Below are 15,760 nucleotides of genomic sequence, written 5' to 3'. Positions count from 1 at the left end.
GGGGTCGCCTTTTCTTTGCCTACTTTCTTTTGGCGAAGCAAAAGAAAGTAGGTCCGCCGCCGGGCGGAATTCCCGGCTCCTGCCTCAGCAAAAGCAAACCGCTATTTAGAAGAAGCAGCCCCCAATGCAGCAGGCTCAACAGCAACACGCACCTGCCGCCGCGCATACCGCTGCGCCAACACAGCACAAACCATCAACTGCATCTGATGAAACAACATCAGCGGCAAAACGATGGCGCCAACAGCATGCGAGGCGAACAGAACCTTAGCCATGGGAATCCCACTAGCCAGACTCTTCTTCGACCCACAGAACACGATAGTGATCTCGTCCTCCGTATCGAAGCCAAGCTTGCGCGCCAACAAGGTAGTAAGGCTCAACGCCAAAGCCAGGATCACCGCACACACCACCAGCAACCCCACCAGCGCATGCCCCGGCACCTGCCGCCACAACCCCTCGATCACCGCCGCACTGAACGCCGTATAGACCACCAGCAGGATCGACCCCTGGTCCACGAACTTCAGCACCGAGGCACGCCGCTTCACCCAGCCCCCGATCCACGGCCGCAGCAGATGCCCCGCCGCGAACGGCACCATCAGCTGCAGCAGGATCCGCCCGATCGCATCGAGCGACGACGACGCCGCATGCCCACCATGCGGCAGCACCACCAGCCCCACCAGCACCGGCGTCACGAACACCCCCAGCAGCGTCGAGGCCGAGGCGCTGCAGATCGCCGCCGGCATGTTGCCGCGCGCCATCGCGGTGAAGGCGATCGCCGACTGCACGGTGGCGGGCAGCACGCACAGGTACAGCACGCCGGTGTAGAGCTCGGGCGTGACCAGCGGCACCAGCACCGGCTTCAACGCCAGCCCGAGCAGCGGGAACAGCACGAAGGTGCTCGCGAACACCAGCAGGTGCAGCCGCCAGTGGGTGATGCCCTCGAGGATCGCCTCGCGCGAGAGCTTGGCGCCGTGCAGGAAGAACAGCAGGCCGATGGCCACCGTGGTCAGGCCCTCGAAGAACTGGGCGGGACGGCCGCTGGCGGGGACGAGGCTCGCGAGGGTGACGACCGACAGCAGGGCGAGGGTGAAGTTGTCGGGCAGGAGACGGGAACGGGACATGGAAAGGCAAAGCGCGACCGGCCCCTGTGCAGGGACGATCGCTCGAATAAGGGATTACCCGTATTTTCGCGCTAGTGCGCCGTCGAGGCGGCGGGGCGCGAAGAAGGCGACGCGGACGGTGGGGGATAGCTCGCGGCGGCCGTCGTGAAGCGCGCCTGCCGGCGGCGCAGGCAGTAGTCGATCAGGTCGTCGACCTCGGTGGCCTTGTCGAACACGGCGTCGGCGCCGAGCTGCAGGCAACGGCGGCGCATGTCGGGCGTGGCATGGTTGCTCAGCACCACCATCTTCTGGGCCGGATCGCGGTGGCGGCAGGCCTGCAGCACGCTGAGGCCGGTGCCGTCCTTGAGGAACAGGTCGACGATCGCCAGGTCCCACAGCGCCATGTTGCGCGTCAGCCAGCGCGTGCTCTCGGCCTCGGTGTCGGCCAGGCCGACCGGATCGACCCGCGCCACCTCGCGCAAGGTGCCCACGAGGTTCTCGCGGATGGTGGGGTTGTCTTCGACGATGAAGGTGCGGACGGTGCTCATGGCGGCATGCGGCCATCCCTGCGGGCGGCGAAGCGAGGCATCCGCTTCGGCCCGATAAAGAACGGCTGGCTGGACTTTGTTGGCAACGAGGCTACAAAGTGCACCCCCCACAAGACGCAGGCATGACACCCCTGCCCGGGTAGGACAAGGCCGGGGTGCCGCCACGCCCGGCTTCGGGGCCGCTCAGAGCGTGAAGATCGTGCAGCCCGTGGTCTTGCGCGCCTCGAGGTCGCGGTGCGCCTGCTGCACGTCGTCCAGCGCATAGCGCTGCACGATCGGGATCTTCACCGCGCCGCTTTGCACGATGGCGAACAGGTCGTCGGCCGCCGCCTGCGTGCTGTCGCGCGTGGCCAGGTGCGAGAACAGCGTGGGACGCGTCAGGTACAGCGAGCCCTTCGAGGCCAGCACGCCGAGGTTCACCGGCGGCACCGGGCCCGAGCCGTTGCCGAACACGGCCAGCAGGCCGAAGGGACGCAGGCAGTCGATCGAGCCTTCGAAGGTGTCCTTGCCGACCGAGTCGTAGACCACCTTCACGCCCTTGCCGCCGGTGATCTCCTTGACGCGGGCGGCGAAGTTCTCGCTGCTGTAGTTGATGGCATGCGCCGCGCCGTGGTCCAGCGCGAGCTGGCACTTGGCGTCGCTGCCGGCGGTGCCGATCAGCTGCAGGCCCAGCGCCTTGGCCCACTGGCAGGCGATCAGGCCGACGCCGCCGGCCGCGGCATGGAACAGCACGAAGTCGCCGGGCTGCAGGCCCTCGGCCGGCAGCGTCTTCTTCAGCAGGTACTGCGTGGTCAGGCCCTTGAGCATCATGGCCGCGCCGGTCTCGAAGGAGATGTCGTCGGGCAGCTTGCAGACGCACTTGGCGGGCATCACGCGCAGCTCGCTGTAGGCGCCGGGCGGCTGGCTCGCATAGGCGGCGCGGTCGCCGGCCTTCAGGTGCGTCACGCCCTCGCCCACCGCCTCGACCACGCCCGCGGCCTCCATGCCGAGCTGCAGCGGCATCTGGAACGGATAGAGCCCGCTGCGCTGGTAGGTGTCGATGAAGTTCAGGCCCACGGCCTTGTGACGGATGCGGATCTCGCCGGGGCCGGGCTCGCCGACCTCGACCTCGACGATCTTCAGTTCCTCGGGACCGCCATGGCGGTCGATACGAACGGCTTTGCTCAACATCGGTGCTGTCTCCACGCGCGAAAAAAGAAGAGGCGCATCCTGCCATGTTTGGGGTTTCCACGGCGACACGGGTCATTGCCGCCAGCCGCTAGAGTCGGCGCCCATGCAATCGCCACAGCGCCTCACGCCCCTGACCATCCTCCTGCTCGTCGTGCCGCCGCTGCTGTGGGCCGGCAACGCGGTGGTCGGCCGCCTGGTGCGCGAGCTGGTGTCGCCGCTCACGCTGAACTTCGTGCGCTGGGTCATCGCCTTCGTGCTGCTGCTGCCGCTCGCGGCCCCGGTGCTGCGGCCCGCGAGCCCGTTGTGGGCGCACTGGAAGCGCTACGCGCTGCTGGGCCTGCTGGGCATCGGCCTGTACAACGCCTTCCAGTACCTGGCGCTGCAGACCTCCACGCCGATCAACGTAACGCTGGTGGGCTCGAGCCTGCCGCTGTGGATGCTGGCGGTGGGCAGCCTGTTCTTCGGTGCCCGCCCGCATGGGCGCGCGATCGGCGGCGCGCTGCTGTCGATGCTCGGCGTGCTGCTGGTGCTCAGCCGCGGCGAGTGGCGCCAGCTGCTGGCGCTGCGGCTGGTGCCGGGCGACCTCTACATGATCCTGGGCACCATCGCGTGGGCCTTCTACAGCTGGCTGCTCGCGCGCACGCACGAGCCCGCCGCGCTGCGGCGCGACTGGGCCGCCTTCCTGATGGCGCAGCTGGTGTTCGGCGTGGCCTGGTCGGGCGCGCTGGCGGCCGGCGAGTGGACGCTGACGCCGGCCCATCTCGACCTGGGCTGGCCGCTGGTCGCCGCCATGGCCTTCATCGGCATCGGCCCGGCCGTGCTGGCCTACCGCTGCTGGGGCACCGGCGTGCAGCGCGCGGGGCCGCAGGTGGCCGGCATCTTCATGAACCTCACGCCGCTGTTCGCCGCCGTGATGTCGGCGGCCTTCCTGCGCGAGGCGCCGCACTGGTACCACGGCGCGGCCTTCGTGCTGATCGTGGGCGGGATCGTGGTGTCGACGCGGCGCTGAACGAGCGCTCGTGCGCTGCTCAGGGCTTGCGGAACAGCCCGGTCAGCAGGTCCTTCTCGTCGAAGCGGTCGTCCTTGAAGCACTCGATGGTTTCCAGTCCCGCCGCTTCCATCGCCCGCGCCAGGCTGGCCTCGGTGTAGAAGCCCACGTGGCAGGGATCGGGATAGGCGCGGTCGTAGGGCATCGAGATCACGAAGTAGCCGCCCGGCACCAGCGACCGGCACGCCGACGAAAGGAAGTCCGCCACGTCGTCGGCGTAGATGTGCTCCAGCGTATGGAAGCTCACGACGGTGTCGGCCGGCGGAACGATCGGGCCGTCGGCCGTGAGGTCGTGCTCGACGAACAGGCTGGCCAGGGGCACGGCCTCGAAGAGTTCGCGCGCCAGCGACAGCGCCTGTTCGTTGAGGTCCACGCCGACCACCTCGCTCACCCGCGGGTTCTCGCGCAGCCAGTAGGTGCTCGCGCCGTGGTTGCAGCCGATGTCGAGCACGCGGCCCTGGATGAAGGGCGCATAGGCCTGCAGGATGCGGCGGTTCGCATGCCGCTCCCAGAAGCCGAACGGGCTCGGCTCGACCGTGAGGTACGACTCCTTGGCATAGCGCATCGGCGGCGGCGCGGCGGGCGCGAACAGGTGCGCCAGTTCCGGTTGGCTCGCCAGCCAGCGCGGCGCCTCCTCGCGGCCCACCAGTTGCCACGCATAGCCGGGCCGGTCATAGAGGTCGCGCCCCGAGGCCAGCAGCGCGGGGATGTCGAGCGCATCGAGCAGCTCGGGCCGGTTGTATTCCTGGTGCGCGAAGCCGCGGATCTTGGCGCGCACCGCCTCCTCGTCCATCGCGAGGTACGACAGGTGCCAGCCCGCGTCGTCGATCAGCCGCGCGGGCTGGGCGCCGTTGCGCACGCGCAGGCGCAGCTGGTCGGGCGTGAGACCGTCGAGCCGCGCGCGCGTGGCCGCCACGGTCCAGACCGACGCGGCCTCGGGGCCCTGCACGTTGCGGTAGTTGGCGTAGAAGTAATAGAAGGCCTGGCGCAGCCCGAAGACCTCGTGGCGGCGGTCGTCGCGCATGGCGCGCACGGTGTCGGCGCGCGGTATCTCGTCGGCGTCGGAGATCATCACCAGGTCGTGCGGCGCCGCGTCGTGCAGGCCGCGCAGGATCTGGTTGCGCTGGAATTTCTCGCGGATCCAGAAGCCCGATTTCGGCGTGTCGGCATGCCAGTCGCCGGGCACGGCCATCGCATCGGCGGCCGCGTCGACCTCGGGCATGTCGTGCACCGCCACGTGGCGGATGCGCGGCAGGAAGGCCGCGATGCGCGGGTCGGCGGCATCGAAGCGCAGCGGCTTGGGCACGCCGGTGAAGCTGCGGTCGGCCTCGACCACGACGAAGCAGTCGACCACCTCCTCGAGCTCGTGCAGCCGCGCCGCGAGGATGTCAGCCTCGCCGTTGTAGGTGAAGCAGTCGTAGACCCTGCGCGTGGGGCCCGGCGACACGGCCGCTGCCTGCGCCTCGGACGGAAACTCGATGCGGTAGCCGCGGCGCTCGAACATCGTCAGCAGGTCGCGCTCGCCGTACCAGCCGTCGAGCTCCGACAGTGGCACCAGCGAACGCACCGTGGGCGGCGACAGCGACACCAGCCGGCGCACCTTCGAGTGATGGCCGAAGATCCTCAGCGCATCGAAGCCATGGTGCAGCTGCGGGCCCGCATGCTCGATCGCGAACTCGCGCGCCAGCTCGACCGGCGCGAAACGCAGGCCCTGGGCCTCGAGCGCGGGCCGCAGCACGCCGGTCAGTTGCACGTCCTCCAGCAAGGGGTCGTGATGCCAGTGCATCCGCAGCGGCTCGCCCTCGAGCGCATCGGGCGGCGGAATCTCGACGCGGATCTGCGGATGGTCGACCAGCGCGCGCAGGAAGCGCCGGCTGCGCAGGCTGAAGCCGCCATTGAGCACCGGCGTGACGCGGTGGTCGGGCCGCGCGTACTCGTCGGCCCATTCGAAGCGGGTGCGCCAGTACGCCGGCCCCTGCGGCGGCTCGATGCGCGCGAGGTGGATCGGCGCGCCGATGCAGTCATGGTCGAGGAAGGCCTCGTTCCAGTTGGCCGCGTCGAGCACCCAGCCGTCTTCCTGCACGATCAGCACGAACTCGGTCTGCACCACGCGCCAGAGCGCGAACATGATGAACCAGCTGTACTCGTGGTAGTTGAGCGGCGCGATCGCGCGGTGCGCGATGCCGCGGCCCAGATCGGCCGGCGCCTGCGGGCTGCACAGCAGCGCGCGCGCGCCGGGCATCTGCGCCAGGCTCAACGCGAGCGCCATGGCGGCGCCGCGCGCGTCCGGCAGGCCGGTGACGGACACCAGCGTGATCTTCTCAAACGACTCCCTGCTCATCTTCTTCTTGCCCCGCGAATTCTTCGTTCCGCGTGATGCCCGGTCCGGCTCAGTAGGTGCCCGGGTAGGCACCGCCATCGGCCAGCACGTTCTGCCCGGTCATGTAGCCGGCCTGCACGCTGCACAGGAAGGCGCAGATGGCGCCGAACTCGGCCGGCGTGCCGAAGCGGCGCGCGGGCACGGACTTCTTGCGGTTCTCCCACACGGTGTCGAAGTCCAGGCCCGACTTCTGCGCCGCGCCGCTCATCGTGCCCTTGAGACGGTCGGTCTCGAAGGAGCCGGGCAGCAGGTTGTTGATGGTCACGCCCTTGGCCGCGACGCCGCTGCGCGCCACGCCGGCCACGAAGCCGGTGAGGCCGCTGCGCGCGCCGTTCGACAGGCCCAGCACCTCGATCGGCGACTTCACCGAGCTCGAGGTGATGTTGACGATGCGCCCGAAGCCGCGCTCGGCCATGCCGTCGACCGTGGCCTTGATGAGCTCGATCGGCGTGAGCATGTTGGCGTCGACCGCCTTGATCCAGTCCTCGCGCTCCCAGTTGCGGAAGTCGCCGGGCGGCGGGCCGCCGGCATTGGTGACCACGATGTCGAAGGCGTGGCCCAGCGCGAACACCGCGGCGCGGCCGGCCTCGGTCGTGATGTCGGCCGCCACGGCCTTGACGAAGGGAGCCGGCGTGCCCGCCGCCGTGGCCGCGTCGGCCAGCTGCTTGGCGGCCGCCTCGAGCGCCTCGGCGCCGCGCGCCACGATCACCACGTTGACGCCCTCGCGCACCAGCGCCTCGGCGCAGCCGTAGCCCAACCCCTTGCTCGCGCCGCACACCAGCGCGGTCTTGCCTGCAATGCCCAGATCCATTTGTTCGACTCCAGAAGAGAAAGAAGAAAAGCGCGATGGCCTCAGCGGCCCTTGCGCGTGAAAACGAAGATGCCCGCGATCACCAGCGCCGTGCCGGCGGCGATCCAGGCGGTGAACGGCTCGCCGAGTATGACCACGCCCATGAGGATGGTCGACAGGGGTCCGATCATGCCGGTCTGGGCGGCGATGGCCGGCCCGATGCGCTCGATGGCCATCATCACCATCAGCACCGGCACCGCCGTGCACAAGGTGGCGTTGAGCACCGACAGCCAGATCACCTCGGGCGCCACCTGCAGCGCCGCGTCGAGCGGGCGCAGCAGCGCGAACTGCGCGAGGCAGAACAGGCAGGCCACCGTGGTCGCGAGGCCCACCAGCCGCAGCGATCCGAGGCGCTGCACGAATTCGCCGCTGTAGACCAGGTAGCCCGCATAGCTCACCGCGCTGAGGAAGACCAGGAACGCGCCCCAGGCCGCCGCGAGGCCGCCGCCCTTGCTCTCGCCGGCCAGCAACTCGTGGCCGAACACCAGCAGCACGCCCGCGTAGCTGATGACCATGCCGACGAGCTGCGGCCGCGTGACGCGGCGGCGGTACAGCACCCAGCCGAAGAACAGCACCAGCGTGGGATTGAGATAGAGGATCAGCCGCTCGAAGCTGGCCGAGATGTAGGCCAGCCCGGCGAAGTCGAGGAAGCTCGCGAGGTAGTAGCCCGAGAAGCCCAGCCCGATCACGCCGAGCCAGTCGCGAAAGCTCAAGGCGGGCTTGCCGCGGCCCGCCCACCAGGCCATGAGCGCGAACAGCGGCAGCGCGAACAGCATGCGCAGCATGATCAGCGTCACGGCATCGACGCCGTGGCGGTAGGCCAGCTTGACGATGATCGCCTTGCCGCTGAACGCGATCGCGCCCAGTGAGGCGAGGACGAGGCCGGGCGCGATGCTCTTCGCGCCGTCTTGAAGGGGAATGCCGGTGCTCGCGGCCGTCTTGGTCATCCCCCGATCATCGCGTGAAAGCTCAATACCCTGCTGCCGCTCCGTCTCGGCGCGGATCGCTGGCGGCCACGTAGCCCTCGACCGAAGGATCGCCCGCGCGCCAGATGAACTGGCCGGCGCCGAAGTCCTGGTAGGAGTCGTTGATGACTTCGAGGTGATGGCCCAGGCCGCGCAGGCCCTGCACGGTGGCGGGGTTCATCGCGGCCTCGACGTTGATCTCCATGCCCGCGTTGAAGCGCCAGCGCGGCGCGTCGCAGGCGGCCTGCGGGTTCTGCTTGTAGTCGAGCATGCGCACCAGCGTCTGCATGTGGCCCTGGGGCTGCATGTTGCCGCCCATCACGCCGAAGCTCATCACCGGCTGGCCGTCCTTGGTGAGGAAGGCCGGGATGATGGTGTGGAACGGGCGCTTGCCCGGCGCCACCACGTTCGGGCTCTCGGCCTTGAGGCTGAAGCCGTGGCCGCGGTTCTGCAGGCTGATGCCGAATTCGGGCTCGACGCAGCCCGAGCCGAAGCCCATGTAGTTGCTCTGGATGAAGCTCACCATCATGCCGCTCTCGTCGGCCGCGGTGAGGTAGATGGTGCCGCCCTTGACGGGGTTGCCGGCCTTGAAGTCCTGCGCCTTGTTGCGGTCGATCAGCCGCGCGCGCGAGGCCAGGTAGGCATCGTCGAGCATCTGCTCGGTCGTGACCTCCATGGTCTTGCGCTCCGACACGTAGCGGTAGACGTCGGCGAAGGCCAGCTTCATGGCCTCGATCTGCAGGTGCTGCGACTCCACCGAGTCGACCGGCAGCGAGGCGATGTCGAACTTCTCGAGGATGCCCAGCGCGATCAGCGCCGCGATGCCCTGGCCGTTGGGCGGGATCTCGTGCAGCGTGTGGCCGCGGTAGTCGCGCGAGATCGGCGTGACCCACTCGGGCTGGTAGGCCGCAAGGTCGGCCACGGTGAGCGCGCCGCCCTGCTGCTGGGAGAACTTCGCGAGCGCCTCGGCGATCTCGCCCGTGTAGTAGGCCTCGCCCCTGGTGCGGGCGATGGCCTTGAGCGCGCGCGCGGCGGCGGCGAAGCGGAACAACTCGCCGACCTCGGGCGCGCGGCCCCAGGGCAGGAAGGCCTGGGCGAAGCCCGGCTGCGATTGCAAGAGCGGCGTGGCCGCGAGCCACTTGCCCTGCACCACCGGCGGCACCAGGTAGCCGCGCTCGGCGATGTCGATGGCCGGCGCCATCAGGTCGGCGAAGGGCAGCTTGCCGAAGCGCTCGCTGAGCGCGGCCCAGCCGCGCACCGCGCCCGGCACGGTGACCGAGTCGATGCCGCGCATCGGCGGGGTGGCGGCGTCGGCACCGTACTTGGCCCTGAAGTACTCGGGCGTCCAGGCCTTGGGCGCGGGGCCCGAGGCATTGAGGCCGTGCAGTTCCTTGCCGTCCCACAGGATGCAGAAGGCATCGCTGCCCAGGCCGTTGCTCACGGGCTCGACCAGCGTCATGACGGCCGCGGTGGCGACCGCCGCGTCGACCGCATTGCCGCCCTGCTGCAGGATGCGCAGGCCGGCCTGCGCGGCCAGCGGGTGCGAGGTCGACACCACGTTGCGCGCGAACACCGGGATGCGGGTGGAGGTGTAGGGGTTGCCGAAATCGAAGTTCAGGGCGGTCATGGCGGTCGTGCTCTCGTGTCTTCAGTCGTTGGTGATCTTGCGTTCGACGACGATCTTCTTCCACTTGGCGGCGTCGGCGGCCACCATCTTCGCGAACTGCTCGGGCGTGCCGGCGATGGCGGGCTCGATGCCCAGGCGCGACAGCTTGTCCTTGACCTCGGGGTCGGCCAGCGCCTCGTTGGCGGCCTTGTTCACGCGCGCCACGATGTCGGGCGGCAGGCCCTTGGGGCCGTAGAAGCCGAACCAGGTGTTCGATTCGAAGCCCGGCAGCGTGTCGGCGATCGGCGGCAGTTCGGGCGCGAGCGGGCTGCGCTTGAGCGTGGTCACGCCGAGTGCGCGCAACCGGCCGTCGCGCACGTGCGGCATGCCGGTGGGCAGCGAGTCGAACAGCACCTCGACCTTGCCGCTGATCAGGTCGGGGATCGCGAGCGCCGTGCCCTTGTAGGGAATGTGGGTGACGAACACGCCGGCCTGCGCCTTGAACAGCTCGGCCGTGAGCTGCACGATGGTGCCGTTGCCGCTCGAGGCGTAGTTGAGCTTGCCGGGGTTCTTCTTCGCGTAGTCGATCCACTCGCGCACCGTCTTCGCGGGCGAGTCGACCGGCACCAGCATGATGCTCGGCGCGTCGCCCACGTGCGCGATCGGCGTGAAGTCGCGCACCGTGTCGTAGGGCAGGCGGCTGGTGATGGCCGGGCCGATCGAGTGCGTGCTGGTGGTGGCCAGCAGCAGCGTGTAGCCGTCGGGCGCGGCCTTGGCCGCGAGGTCGGAGCCGATGGCGCCGCCGGCACCGGGCTTGTTGTCGACCACCAGCGTGGTGCCCAGCTTCTCGCCCATCTTCTGGCCCAGCGTGCGCGCGAACAGGTCGGTGGCGCCGGCCGCGGGAAAGGGCACGACCAGCCGGATCGGCTTGTTCGGGTAGCCCTGCGCGAGGCCGGTGGCCGGCGCGGCCAGGCACAGCGCGGCGAAGGCGGCCGCGAGGCCGTGGAGAAACTGGTGGCGTTGCATGGTGCGGGATTCCCTTCGCAAGATGGCGAACATTCGATGCTAAGCAGCGCGGGCGCATCAAGCCAGATAATCCCGCTTATTCAACTATGAGCACAATTTATGGCACGGATCGCCGCCGAGGAGGTTTCGCTGCAGCAGCTTCGCGCGCTCGCGGCGGTGGCCGAGACGGGCAGCTTCACGCTGGCCGCCGAGAGCCTGCAACTGACCCAGCCGGCCATCAGCCACCTGGTCAAGCGCATGGAGGAGGACCTGGGCCAGCCGCTGGTGGTGCGCGGGCGCCGCATCCGCATGACCGATGCCGGCCAGATGATGGTCGACACGGCCGTGCGCGCGCTGCGGCTGATCGATGAGTCGGTCAATGCCTGCCGCTCGCAGGCGCAGTTGCGCGAGGGCCGCGTGGTGCTGGCGGTGGGCCATCTCACGGCCGGCGCGCTGATGCCGCCGCTGCTCGGACGCTTCGCGCAGAAGCACCCCAAGCTGGCCACCACGCTGCTCGACAGCACCGCCGAGCAGATGATCTCGCGCATCCTGTCGCAGGAGGCCGACCTGGGCTTCGGCTCCGACATCGGCCAGGCGCATTCGGAGCTCGCGACCGAGCCGCTGTTCGTCGAGCGCATGGCGCTGTTCGTGCGCGAGGACCATCCGCTCGCGCAGCGCAGCAGCATCGAGGCGCGGCAGCTCGACGCCCTGCCCTTCATCCACGTCAACCCCGACGCCAACGTCTGGCGCGCGGTGAGCCGCCAGCTCTCGAGCGTGGCCAATGTCTACCCGCAGGTGGCGCACCACGTGTCGATGCTCTCCACCGCCTTCGGCCTGATCCAGGCCGGCGCGGGCGTGGCGCTGCTGCCGCGCTACGTCGAGGTGCTGATGCCGCCGAACCTGCGCGCGCTCGCGGTCACGCGGCCGGTGCTCGAGTACCCGCTGGTGGCGGTGCGGCTGGCCAAGCATCCGCTGAGCCCGGCCGCGATGGCCTTCCTCGACATCGCGCGGCAGCACCTGAAGCCGCGCACGGCGAAGGGCTGAAAGGCCTTCGCCCAAAACAAACGGCGCCCGCAGGCGCCGTTGGCTGGAGCGAGCCCGGCACGCGTGCCGGGCGGTCGTCGATCACTCCTCGACGAAGGCTTCCTCGCGCTTCGACTTCACGGCCGGCAGCAGCACGATGACGAGCAGCAGCAAGGCGGCAGCCAGCAGGCCGGCGGAGATCGGGCGCGTGATGAAAACGGTCCAGTCGCCGCGCGACAGCAGCAGCGAGCGGCGCAGGTTCTCTTCCATCATCGGGCCCAGGATGAAGCCCAGCAGCAGCGGCGCGGGTTCGCAGCCGAGCTTGAAGAAGGTGTAGCCCACGAAGCCGAAGATGCCCACCATCCAGATGTCGAAGGTGTTGTTGTTGGTCGAGTACACGCCGATCGCGCAGAACAGCACGATCGCCGGGAACAGGTACTTGTAGGGCACCGACAGCAGCTTGATCCACATGCCGATCAGCGGCAGGTTCAGGATGATCAGCATCGCGTTGCCGATCCACATCGAGGCGATCAGGCCCCAGAACAGCTCGGGGTTGCTGGTCATCACCTGCGGGCCCGGCTGGATGTTGTGGATCGTCATCGCGCCCACCATCAGCGCCATCACGGCGTTGGGCGGAATGCCCAGCGTCAGCAGCGGAATGAAGGAGGTCTGCGCACCGGCGTTGTTGGCCGACTCGGGAGCCGCCACGCCGCGGATGTTGCCCTTGCCGAAGGGCACTTCGCCCGGCTTCAGCTTGGTCTTCTTCTCGATGGTGTAGGCCGCGAAGGCCGCCAGCAGCGCGCCGCCGCCGGGCAGGATGCCCAGGGCCGAACCGAGGGCCGTGCCGCGCAGCACCGCGGGCACCATGCGCTTGAAGTCTTCCTTGGTCGGGAACAGGCCCTTCACCTTGGCGGTGAACACTTCGCGCTCTTCATCGGGACGCGAGAGGTTCGCGATGATTTCGCCGTAGCCGAACACGCCCATGGCGATGGCCACGAAGCCGATGCCGTCGGTCAGTTCGGGGATGTCGAAGCTGAAGCGCGCCACGCCCGAGTTCACGTCGGTGCCCACCAGGCCCAGCAGCAGGCCCAGCACGATCATCGCGATCGCCTTGAGCAGCGAACCCGAAGCCAGCACCACGGCGCCGATCAGGCCCAGGATCATCAGCGAGAAGTATTCGGCCGGGCCGAACTTGAAGGCCAGCTCGGTCAGCGGCGGCGCGAAGGCGGCCAGGATCAGCGTACCGACGCAGCCCGCGAAGAACGAGCCCAGGCCCGCCGCGGCGAGTGCCGGCCCCGCCCGGCCCTTGCGTGCCATCTGGTAGCCGTCGATCACTGTCACCACTGATGATGACTCCCCTGGCAGGTTCACCAGGATGGCGGTGGTCGAGCCGCCGTACTGCGCGCCGTAGTAGATGCCGGCCAGCATGATCAGGGCCGACACCGGGGGCAGCGCGTAGGTCGCGGGCAGCAGCATCGCGATGGTCGCGACGGGGCCGATGCCGGGCAGCACGCCGATCAGCGTGCCCAGGATGCAGCCGACCAGGCAGTACAGCAGGTTCGTGAAGGTGAACGCGACGCCGAAGCCGGTCGAGAGGTTCTGAAAGAGTTCCATGGTGCTTGCGTCCTCAGCCGATGAAGGTCGGCCAGACCTGGATCTGGAGCTTGAGCGCCCAGATGAAGGCGATGTAGCTGCCGACCGCCAGCACGGTGGCCAGGATCAGCACGCTGGGCAACTTGAACTCGTGGCCCGCGAGGCTGGCGATGATCACCAGCGCGTAGATCGCGATGATCAGGCCCATGGCCGGCACGCCGAAGCTCGGCAGGCCGCCCAGCAGGATGCCGAACACGAGGTTGGCGCCAAGAATCAGCACCACCTGCCGCCAGGCCCACTTGCCGATCTTGTCGCCCGTGGTGGTTTCGACGGTCATGCCGCTGAACATGATGCCCAGGCCGATCACCGCCATCAGGATACCGAGCACCAGCGGGAAGTAGCCGGGACCCATGCGAGCACCGGTGCCCACGCTGTAGTTGGTGGCGCCCCAAGCGAAGGCGACCCCGACCACGGTGAACATCAGTCCCGAGAAAAAGTCTTTCTGACTTTTGATTTTCACGAACAGTCTCCTCGAACAAATTTCGATGCGGGATTGTGGAGTCAGGTGGAAGTCAGCCCCATGTGGGTTCCACCTACCGAGAACTTAGGGATAACCCCGGTGCACGAGGCGCCTCGGATGTAGGTGGTTCGTATTCGGCGCGGGGCTGCGCCGGGGTGCGATCAAGCGTCGAGCGGCGGCGTGGCGCTCAGCACTTCCTCGATCGTGGTCAGGCCCTCGGCCACGCGCAGCGCGCCCGCGAGGCGCAGCGGCCGCATGCCGTCGACCACGGCCTGGCGCCGCAGCGCCGAGAGGTTCGGTTCCTTCGTGACCTCGGAGCGGAAGGTCTCGCTGATGCTCAGCAGTTCGTACAGGCCCATGCGCCCCATGTAGCCGGTCATGCGGCAGTCGACGCAACCCACCGGCTTGTAGGCGCGCACCGAGCCCGTGATCTGCCACGGCTTGACGATGGCCTCGAGCTTCTCGCGCGTGATGCCATCGTCGGGCTGCTTGCAGTGCGGGCACAGGGTGCGCACCAGCCGCTGCGCGAGCACGCCCAGCATCACGGCGTTGATGAGGTACGAGGGCACGCCGAGTTCCATCAGCCGCGTGATGGCGCTGGGCGCGTCGTTGGTGTGCAGGGTGCTGAACACCAGGTGGCCGGTCAGCGCGGCCTGCACCGCCATCTCGGCGGTGGCGAGGTCGCGGATTTCGCCGACCATGATGATGTCCGGGTCCTGCCGCATCAGCGCGCGCAGGCCCTCGGTGAAACCGAAATCGAGTTGCGGCTGCACCTGCGTCTGGTTGAACGCGGGCTCGATCATCTCGATCGGGTCCTCGACGGTGCTGACGTTGACCTCCTCGGTCGCCACGCGCTTGAGCGTGGAGTACAGCGTGGTGGTCTTGCCCGAGCCCGTGGGGCCGGTCACGAGGATGATGCCGTTGGGCCGCGTGACGAGTTGCTCCCAGCGCTGCGCATCGTGCTGCGCGAAGCCGAGCGCATCGAGGTCCTTGACCGCGGTGTCGGGGTCGAAGATCCGCATCACCATCTTCTCGCCGAAGGCGGTGGGCAGGGTCGACAGCCGCATCTCGACCTCTTCGCCGCGCATGTTGCGGGTCTTGATGCGGCCGTCGAGCGGACGGCGCTTCTCCACCACGTCCATGCGGCCCAGCAGCTTGATGCGCGCGACCATCGCGTTCATCACGCCCATCGGCATCTGGTAGGCCGGATGCAGCACGCCGTCGATGCGGAAGCGGATCACGCCCTGGTCGCGGCGCGGCTCGAGGTGGATGTCGCTCGCGCGCTGGTCGAAGGCGTACTGCCACAGCCAGTCGACCACCTGCACCACGCTCTGGTCGTTGGCATCGAGCTGCTTGTTGCTCTTGCCGAGCTCGACCAGCTGCTCGAAGCTCGCGCCGCCGGTATTGCCGCCGGCCTTCTGCGCCGCGCGCACCGACTTCGCGAGCGCGAAGAACTCGGCCGTGTAGCGCTGGATCTCGGCCGGGTTCGCGACCACGCGCCGCACCGTGCGCCGCGACTGGCGCTCGACCTCGGAGATCCAGTCGGTGAGGAAGGGTTCGGCCGTGGCCACCACCACCTCGTTGGGCAGCACCTGCACCGGCAGCACCTTGTGGCGCTCGGCATAGGCGGCGCTCATGGTGTCGGCCACCTTGCCCACGTCGACCTTGAGCGGATCGATGCGCAGATAGGACAGGCCCGCGCGGCCCGCGAGCCACTGCGCGAGCATCTCGAGGTCGAGCGGCTTGCTGTCGCTCTCGCGCGTCATCGCGACATTGGCCAGCCGCACCAGCGGATGCTGGCGGCTCTCGGCCTGGGCGCAGCGCGCGATGGTGCGCTTGGCTTCCATCGGCGAGATCACGCCGTCGGCGGCCAGCCATTCGATGAGGCGACGCAGGTCGAGCGGCCCTTCGGGGCGGGTGGCCGGTGCGGCGGAAGCGGGAACGGCGCTCATGGA

Annotated in this window: 13 protein-coding genes; 2 read left to right on the top strand and 11 right to left on the bottom strand. The window is 68.8% G+C overall.

Features of this window, described 5'->3' with window-relative positions:
• Positions 1 to 101: 101 nt before the first annotated feature.
• The 3 genes from AC07PU_RS29155 to AC07PU_RS29145 all read right to left on the bottom strand — a co-directional run bounded on the left by AC07PU_RS29155 (position 102) and on the right by AC07PU_RS29145 (position 2,815).
• A complete protein-coding gene (locus AC07PU_RS29155) occupies positions 102 to 1,118 on the bottom strand; it encodes a bile acid:sodium symporter family protein (protein WP_495321827.1) in 1,017 nt (338 codons plus the stop codon).
• A gap of 71 nt (positions 1,119 to 1,189) precedes the next feature.
• The gene (locus AC07PU_RS29150) at positions 1,190 to 1,645 is read right to left on the bottom strand and encodes a response regulator (protein ID WP_093351697.1); all 456 of its coding nucleotides are present in this window, start codon (positions 1,643 to 1,645) and stop codon (positions 1,190 to 1,192) included.
• A gap of 183 nt (positions 1,646 to 1,828) precedes the next feature.
• On the bottom strand, positions 1,829 to 2,815 hold the full coding sequence (locus AC07PU_RS29145) for a quinone oxidoreductase family protein (protein ID WP_093351699.1): 987 nt from the start codon (positions 2,813 to 2,815) through the stop codon (positions 1,829 to 1,831).
• A gap of 103 nt (positions 2,816 to 2,918) precedes the next feature.
• On the opposite strand from AC07PU_RS29145, the gene AC07PU_RS29140 reads away from it, so the two are divergent.
• Positions 2,919 to 3,824, top strand: coding sequence for a DMT family transporter (locus tag AC07PU_RS29140; RefSeq protein ID WP_495321825.1), 906 nt, complete (start codon positions 2,919 to 2,921; stop codon positions 3,822 to 3,824).
• Positions 3,825 to 3,843: 19 nt separating this feature from the next.
• On the opposite strand, the gene AC07PU_RS29135 is transcribed toward AC07PU_RS29140, so the two are convergent.
• The 5 genes from AC07PU_RS29135 to AC07PU_RS29115 are packed head-to-tail and all read right to left on the bottom strand — an operon-like array spanning position 3,844 to position 10,690.
• Positions 3,844 to 6,204, bottom strand: coding sequence for a DUF5672 family protein (locus AC07PU_RS29135; protein WP_495321823.1), 2,361 nt, complete (start codon positions 6,202 to 6,204; stop codon positions 3,844 to 3,846).
• Positions 6,205 to 6,253: 49 nt separating this feature from the next.
• A complete protein-coding gene (locus AC07PU_RS29130; RefSeq protein WP_093351705.1) occupies positions 6,254 to 7,054 on the bottom strand; it encodes an SDR family oxidoreductase in 801 nt (266 codons plus the stop codon).
• A 41-nt stretch (positions 7,055 to 7,095) separates the two neighbouring features.
• On the bottom strand, positions 7,096 to 8,040 hold the full coding sequence (locus AC07PU_RS29125) for a DMT family transporter (protein ID WP_495321822.1): 945 nt from the start codon (positions 8,038 to 8,040) through the stop codon (positions 7,096 to 7,098).
• A 22-nt stretch (positions 8,041 to 8,062) separates the two neighbouring features.
• Complete coding sequence (locus AC07PU_RS29120) at positions 8,063 to 9,676, bottom strand: gamma-glutamyltransferase family protein (protein WP_495321834.1); 1,614 nt, start codon at positions 9,674 to 9,676, stop codon at positions 8,063 to 8,065.
• Positions 9,677 to 9,706: 30 nt separating this feature from the next.
• Complete coding sequence (locus AC07PU_RS29115) at positions 9,707 to 10,690, bottom strand: Bug family tripartite tricarboxylate transporter substrate binding protein (protein ID WP_495321820.1); 984 nt, start codon at positions 10,688 to 10,690, stop codon at positions 9,707 to 9,709.
• A 99-nt stretch (positions 10,691 to 10,789) separates the two neighbouring features.
• On the opposite strand from AC07PU_RS29115, the gene AC07PU_RS29110 reads away from it, so the two are divergent.
• Positions 10,790 to 11,713 (top strand): LysR family transcriptional regulator, encoded by a 924-nt coding sequence (locus tag AC07PU_RS29110; RefSeq protein WP_495321818.1) that lies wholly within the window; start codon positions 10,790 to 10,792, stop codon positions 11,711 to 11,713.
• Positions 11,714 to 11,794: 81 nt separating this feature from the next.
• Here the strand turns inward: AC07PU_RS29110 and AC07PU_RS29105 are convergent, their stop codons facing one another.
• The 3 genes from AC07PU_RS29105 to tfpB form a co-directional block, all read right to left on the bottom strand.
• A complete protein-coding gene (locus tag AC07PU_RS29105) occupies positions 11,795 to 13,306 on the bottom strand; it encodes a tripartite tricarboxylate transporter permease (protein ID WP_093351715.1) in 1,512 nt (503 codons plus the stop codon).
• A 13-nt stretch (positions 13,307 to 13,319) separates the two neighbouring features.
• A complete protein-coding gene (locus AC07PU_RS29100; protein ID WP_093351719.1) occupies positions 13,320 to 13,805 on the bottom strand; it encodes a tripartite tricarboxylate transporter TctB family protein in 486 nt (161 codons plus the stop codon).
• A 161-nt stretch (positions 13,806 to 13,966) separates the two neighbouring features.
• Entirely contained in the window at positions 13,967 to 15,757 is a 1,791-nt protein-coding gene (gene tfpB, locus AC07PU_RS29095) for a type IV pilus assembly ATPase TfpB (RefSeq protein ID WP_431511837.1), read from the bottom strand.
• Positions 15,758 to 15,760 lie beyond the last annotated feature (3 nt).

The organism is Variovorax sp. GW821-FHT10D07 (genome assembly GCF_059415325.1).
This window is presented reverse-complemented; position numbering and strand designations above follow the sequence as displayed.

What these genes read in the sequence shown, in the direction of transcription:
- AC07PU_RS29125 (WP_495321822.1), bottom strand. Translation starts at nt 8,040, where the DNA reads ATGACCAAGACGGCCGCGAGCACCGGCATTCCCCTTCAAGACGGCGCG.
- AC07PU_RS29115 (WP_495321820.1), bottom strand. Translation starts at nt 10,690, where the DNA reads ATGCAACGCCACCAGTTTCTCCACGGCCTCGCGGCCGCCTTCGCCGCG.
- AC07PU_RS29150 (WP_093351697.1), bottom strand. Translation starts at nt 1,645, where the DNA reads ATGAGCACCGTCCGCACCTTCATCGTCGAAGACAACCCCACCATCCGC.
- AC07PU_RS29110 (WP_495321818.1), top strand. Translation starts at nt 10,790, where the DNA reads ATGGCACGGATCGCCGCCGAGGAGGTTTCGCTGCAGCAGCTTCGCGCG.
- AC07PU_RS29140 (WP_495321825.1), top strand. Translation starts at nt 2,919, where the DNA reads ATGCAATCGCCACAGCGCCTCACGCCCCTGACCATCCTCCTGCTCGTC.
- AC07PU_RS29155 (WP_495321827.1), bottom strand. Translation starts at nt 1,118, where the DNA reads ATGTCCCGTTCCCGTCTCCTGCCCGACAACTTCACCCTCGCCCTGCTG.
- AC07PU_RS29145 (WP_093351699.1), bottom strand. Translation starts at nt 2,815, where the DNA reads ATGTTGAGCAAAGCCGTTCGTATCGACCGCCATGGCGGTCCCGAGGAA.
- AC07PU_RS29105 (WP_093351715.1), bottom strand. Translation starts at nt 13,306, where the DNA reads ATGGAACTCTTTCAGAACCTCTCGACCGGCTTCGGCGTCGCGTTCACC.
- AC07PU_RS29130 (WP_093351705.1), bottom strand. Translation starts at nt 7,054, where the DNA reads ATGGATCTGGGCATTGCAGGCAAGACCGCGCTGGTGTGCGGCGCGAGC.
- tfpB (WP_431511837.1), bottom strand. Translation starts at nt 15,757, where the DNA reads ATGAGCGCCGTTCCCGCTTCCGCCGCACCGGCCACCCGCCCCGAAGGG.
- AC07PU_RS29135 (WP_495321823.1), bottom strand. Translation starts at nt 6,204, where the DNA reads ATGAGCAGGGAGTCGTTTGAGAAGATCACGCTGGTGTCCGTCACCGGC.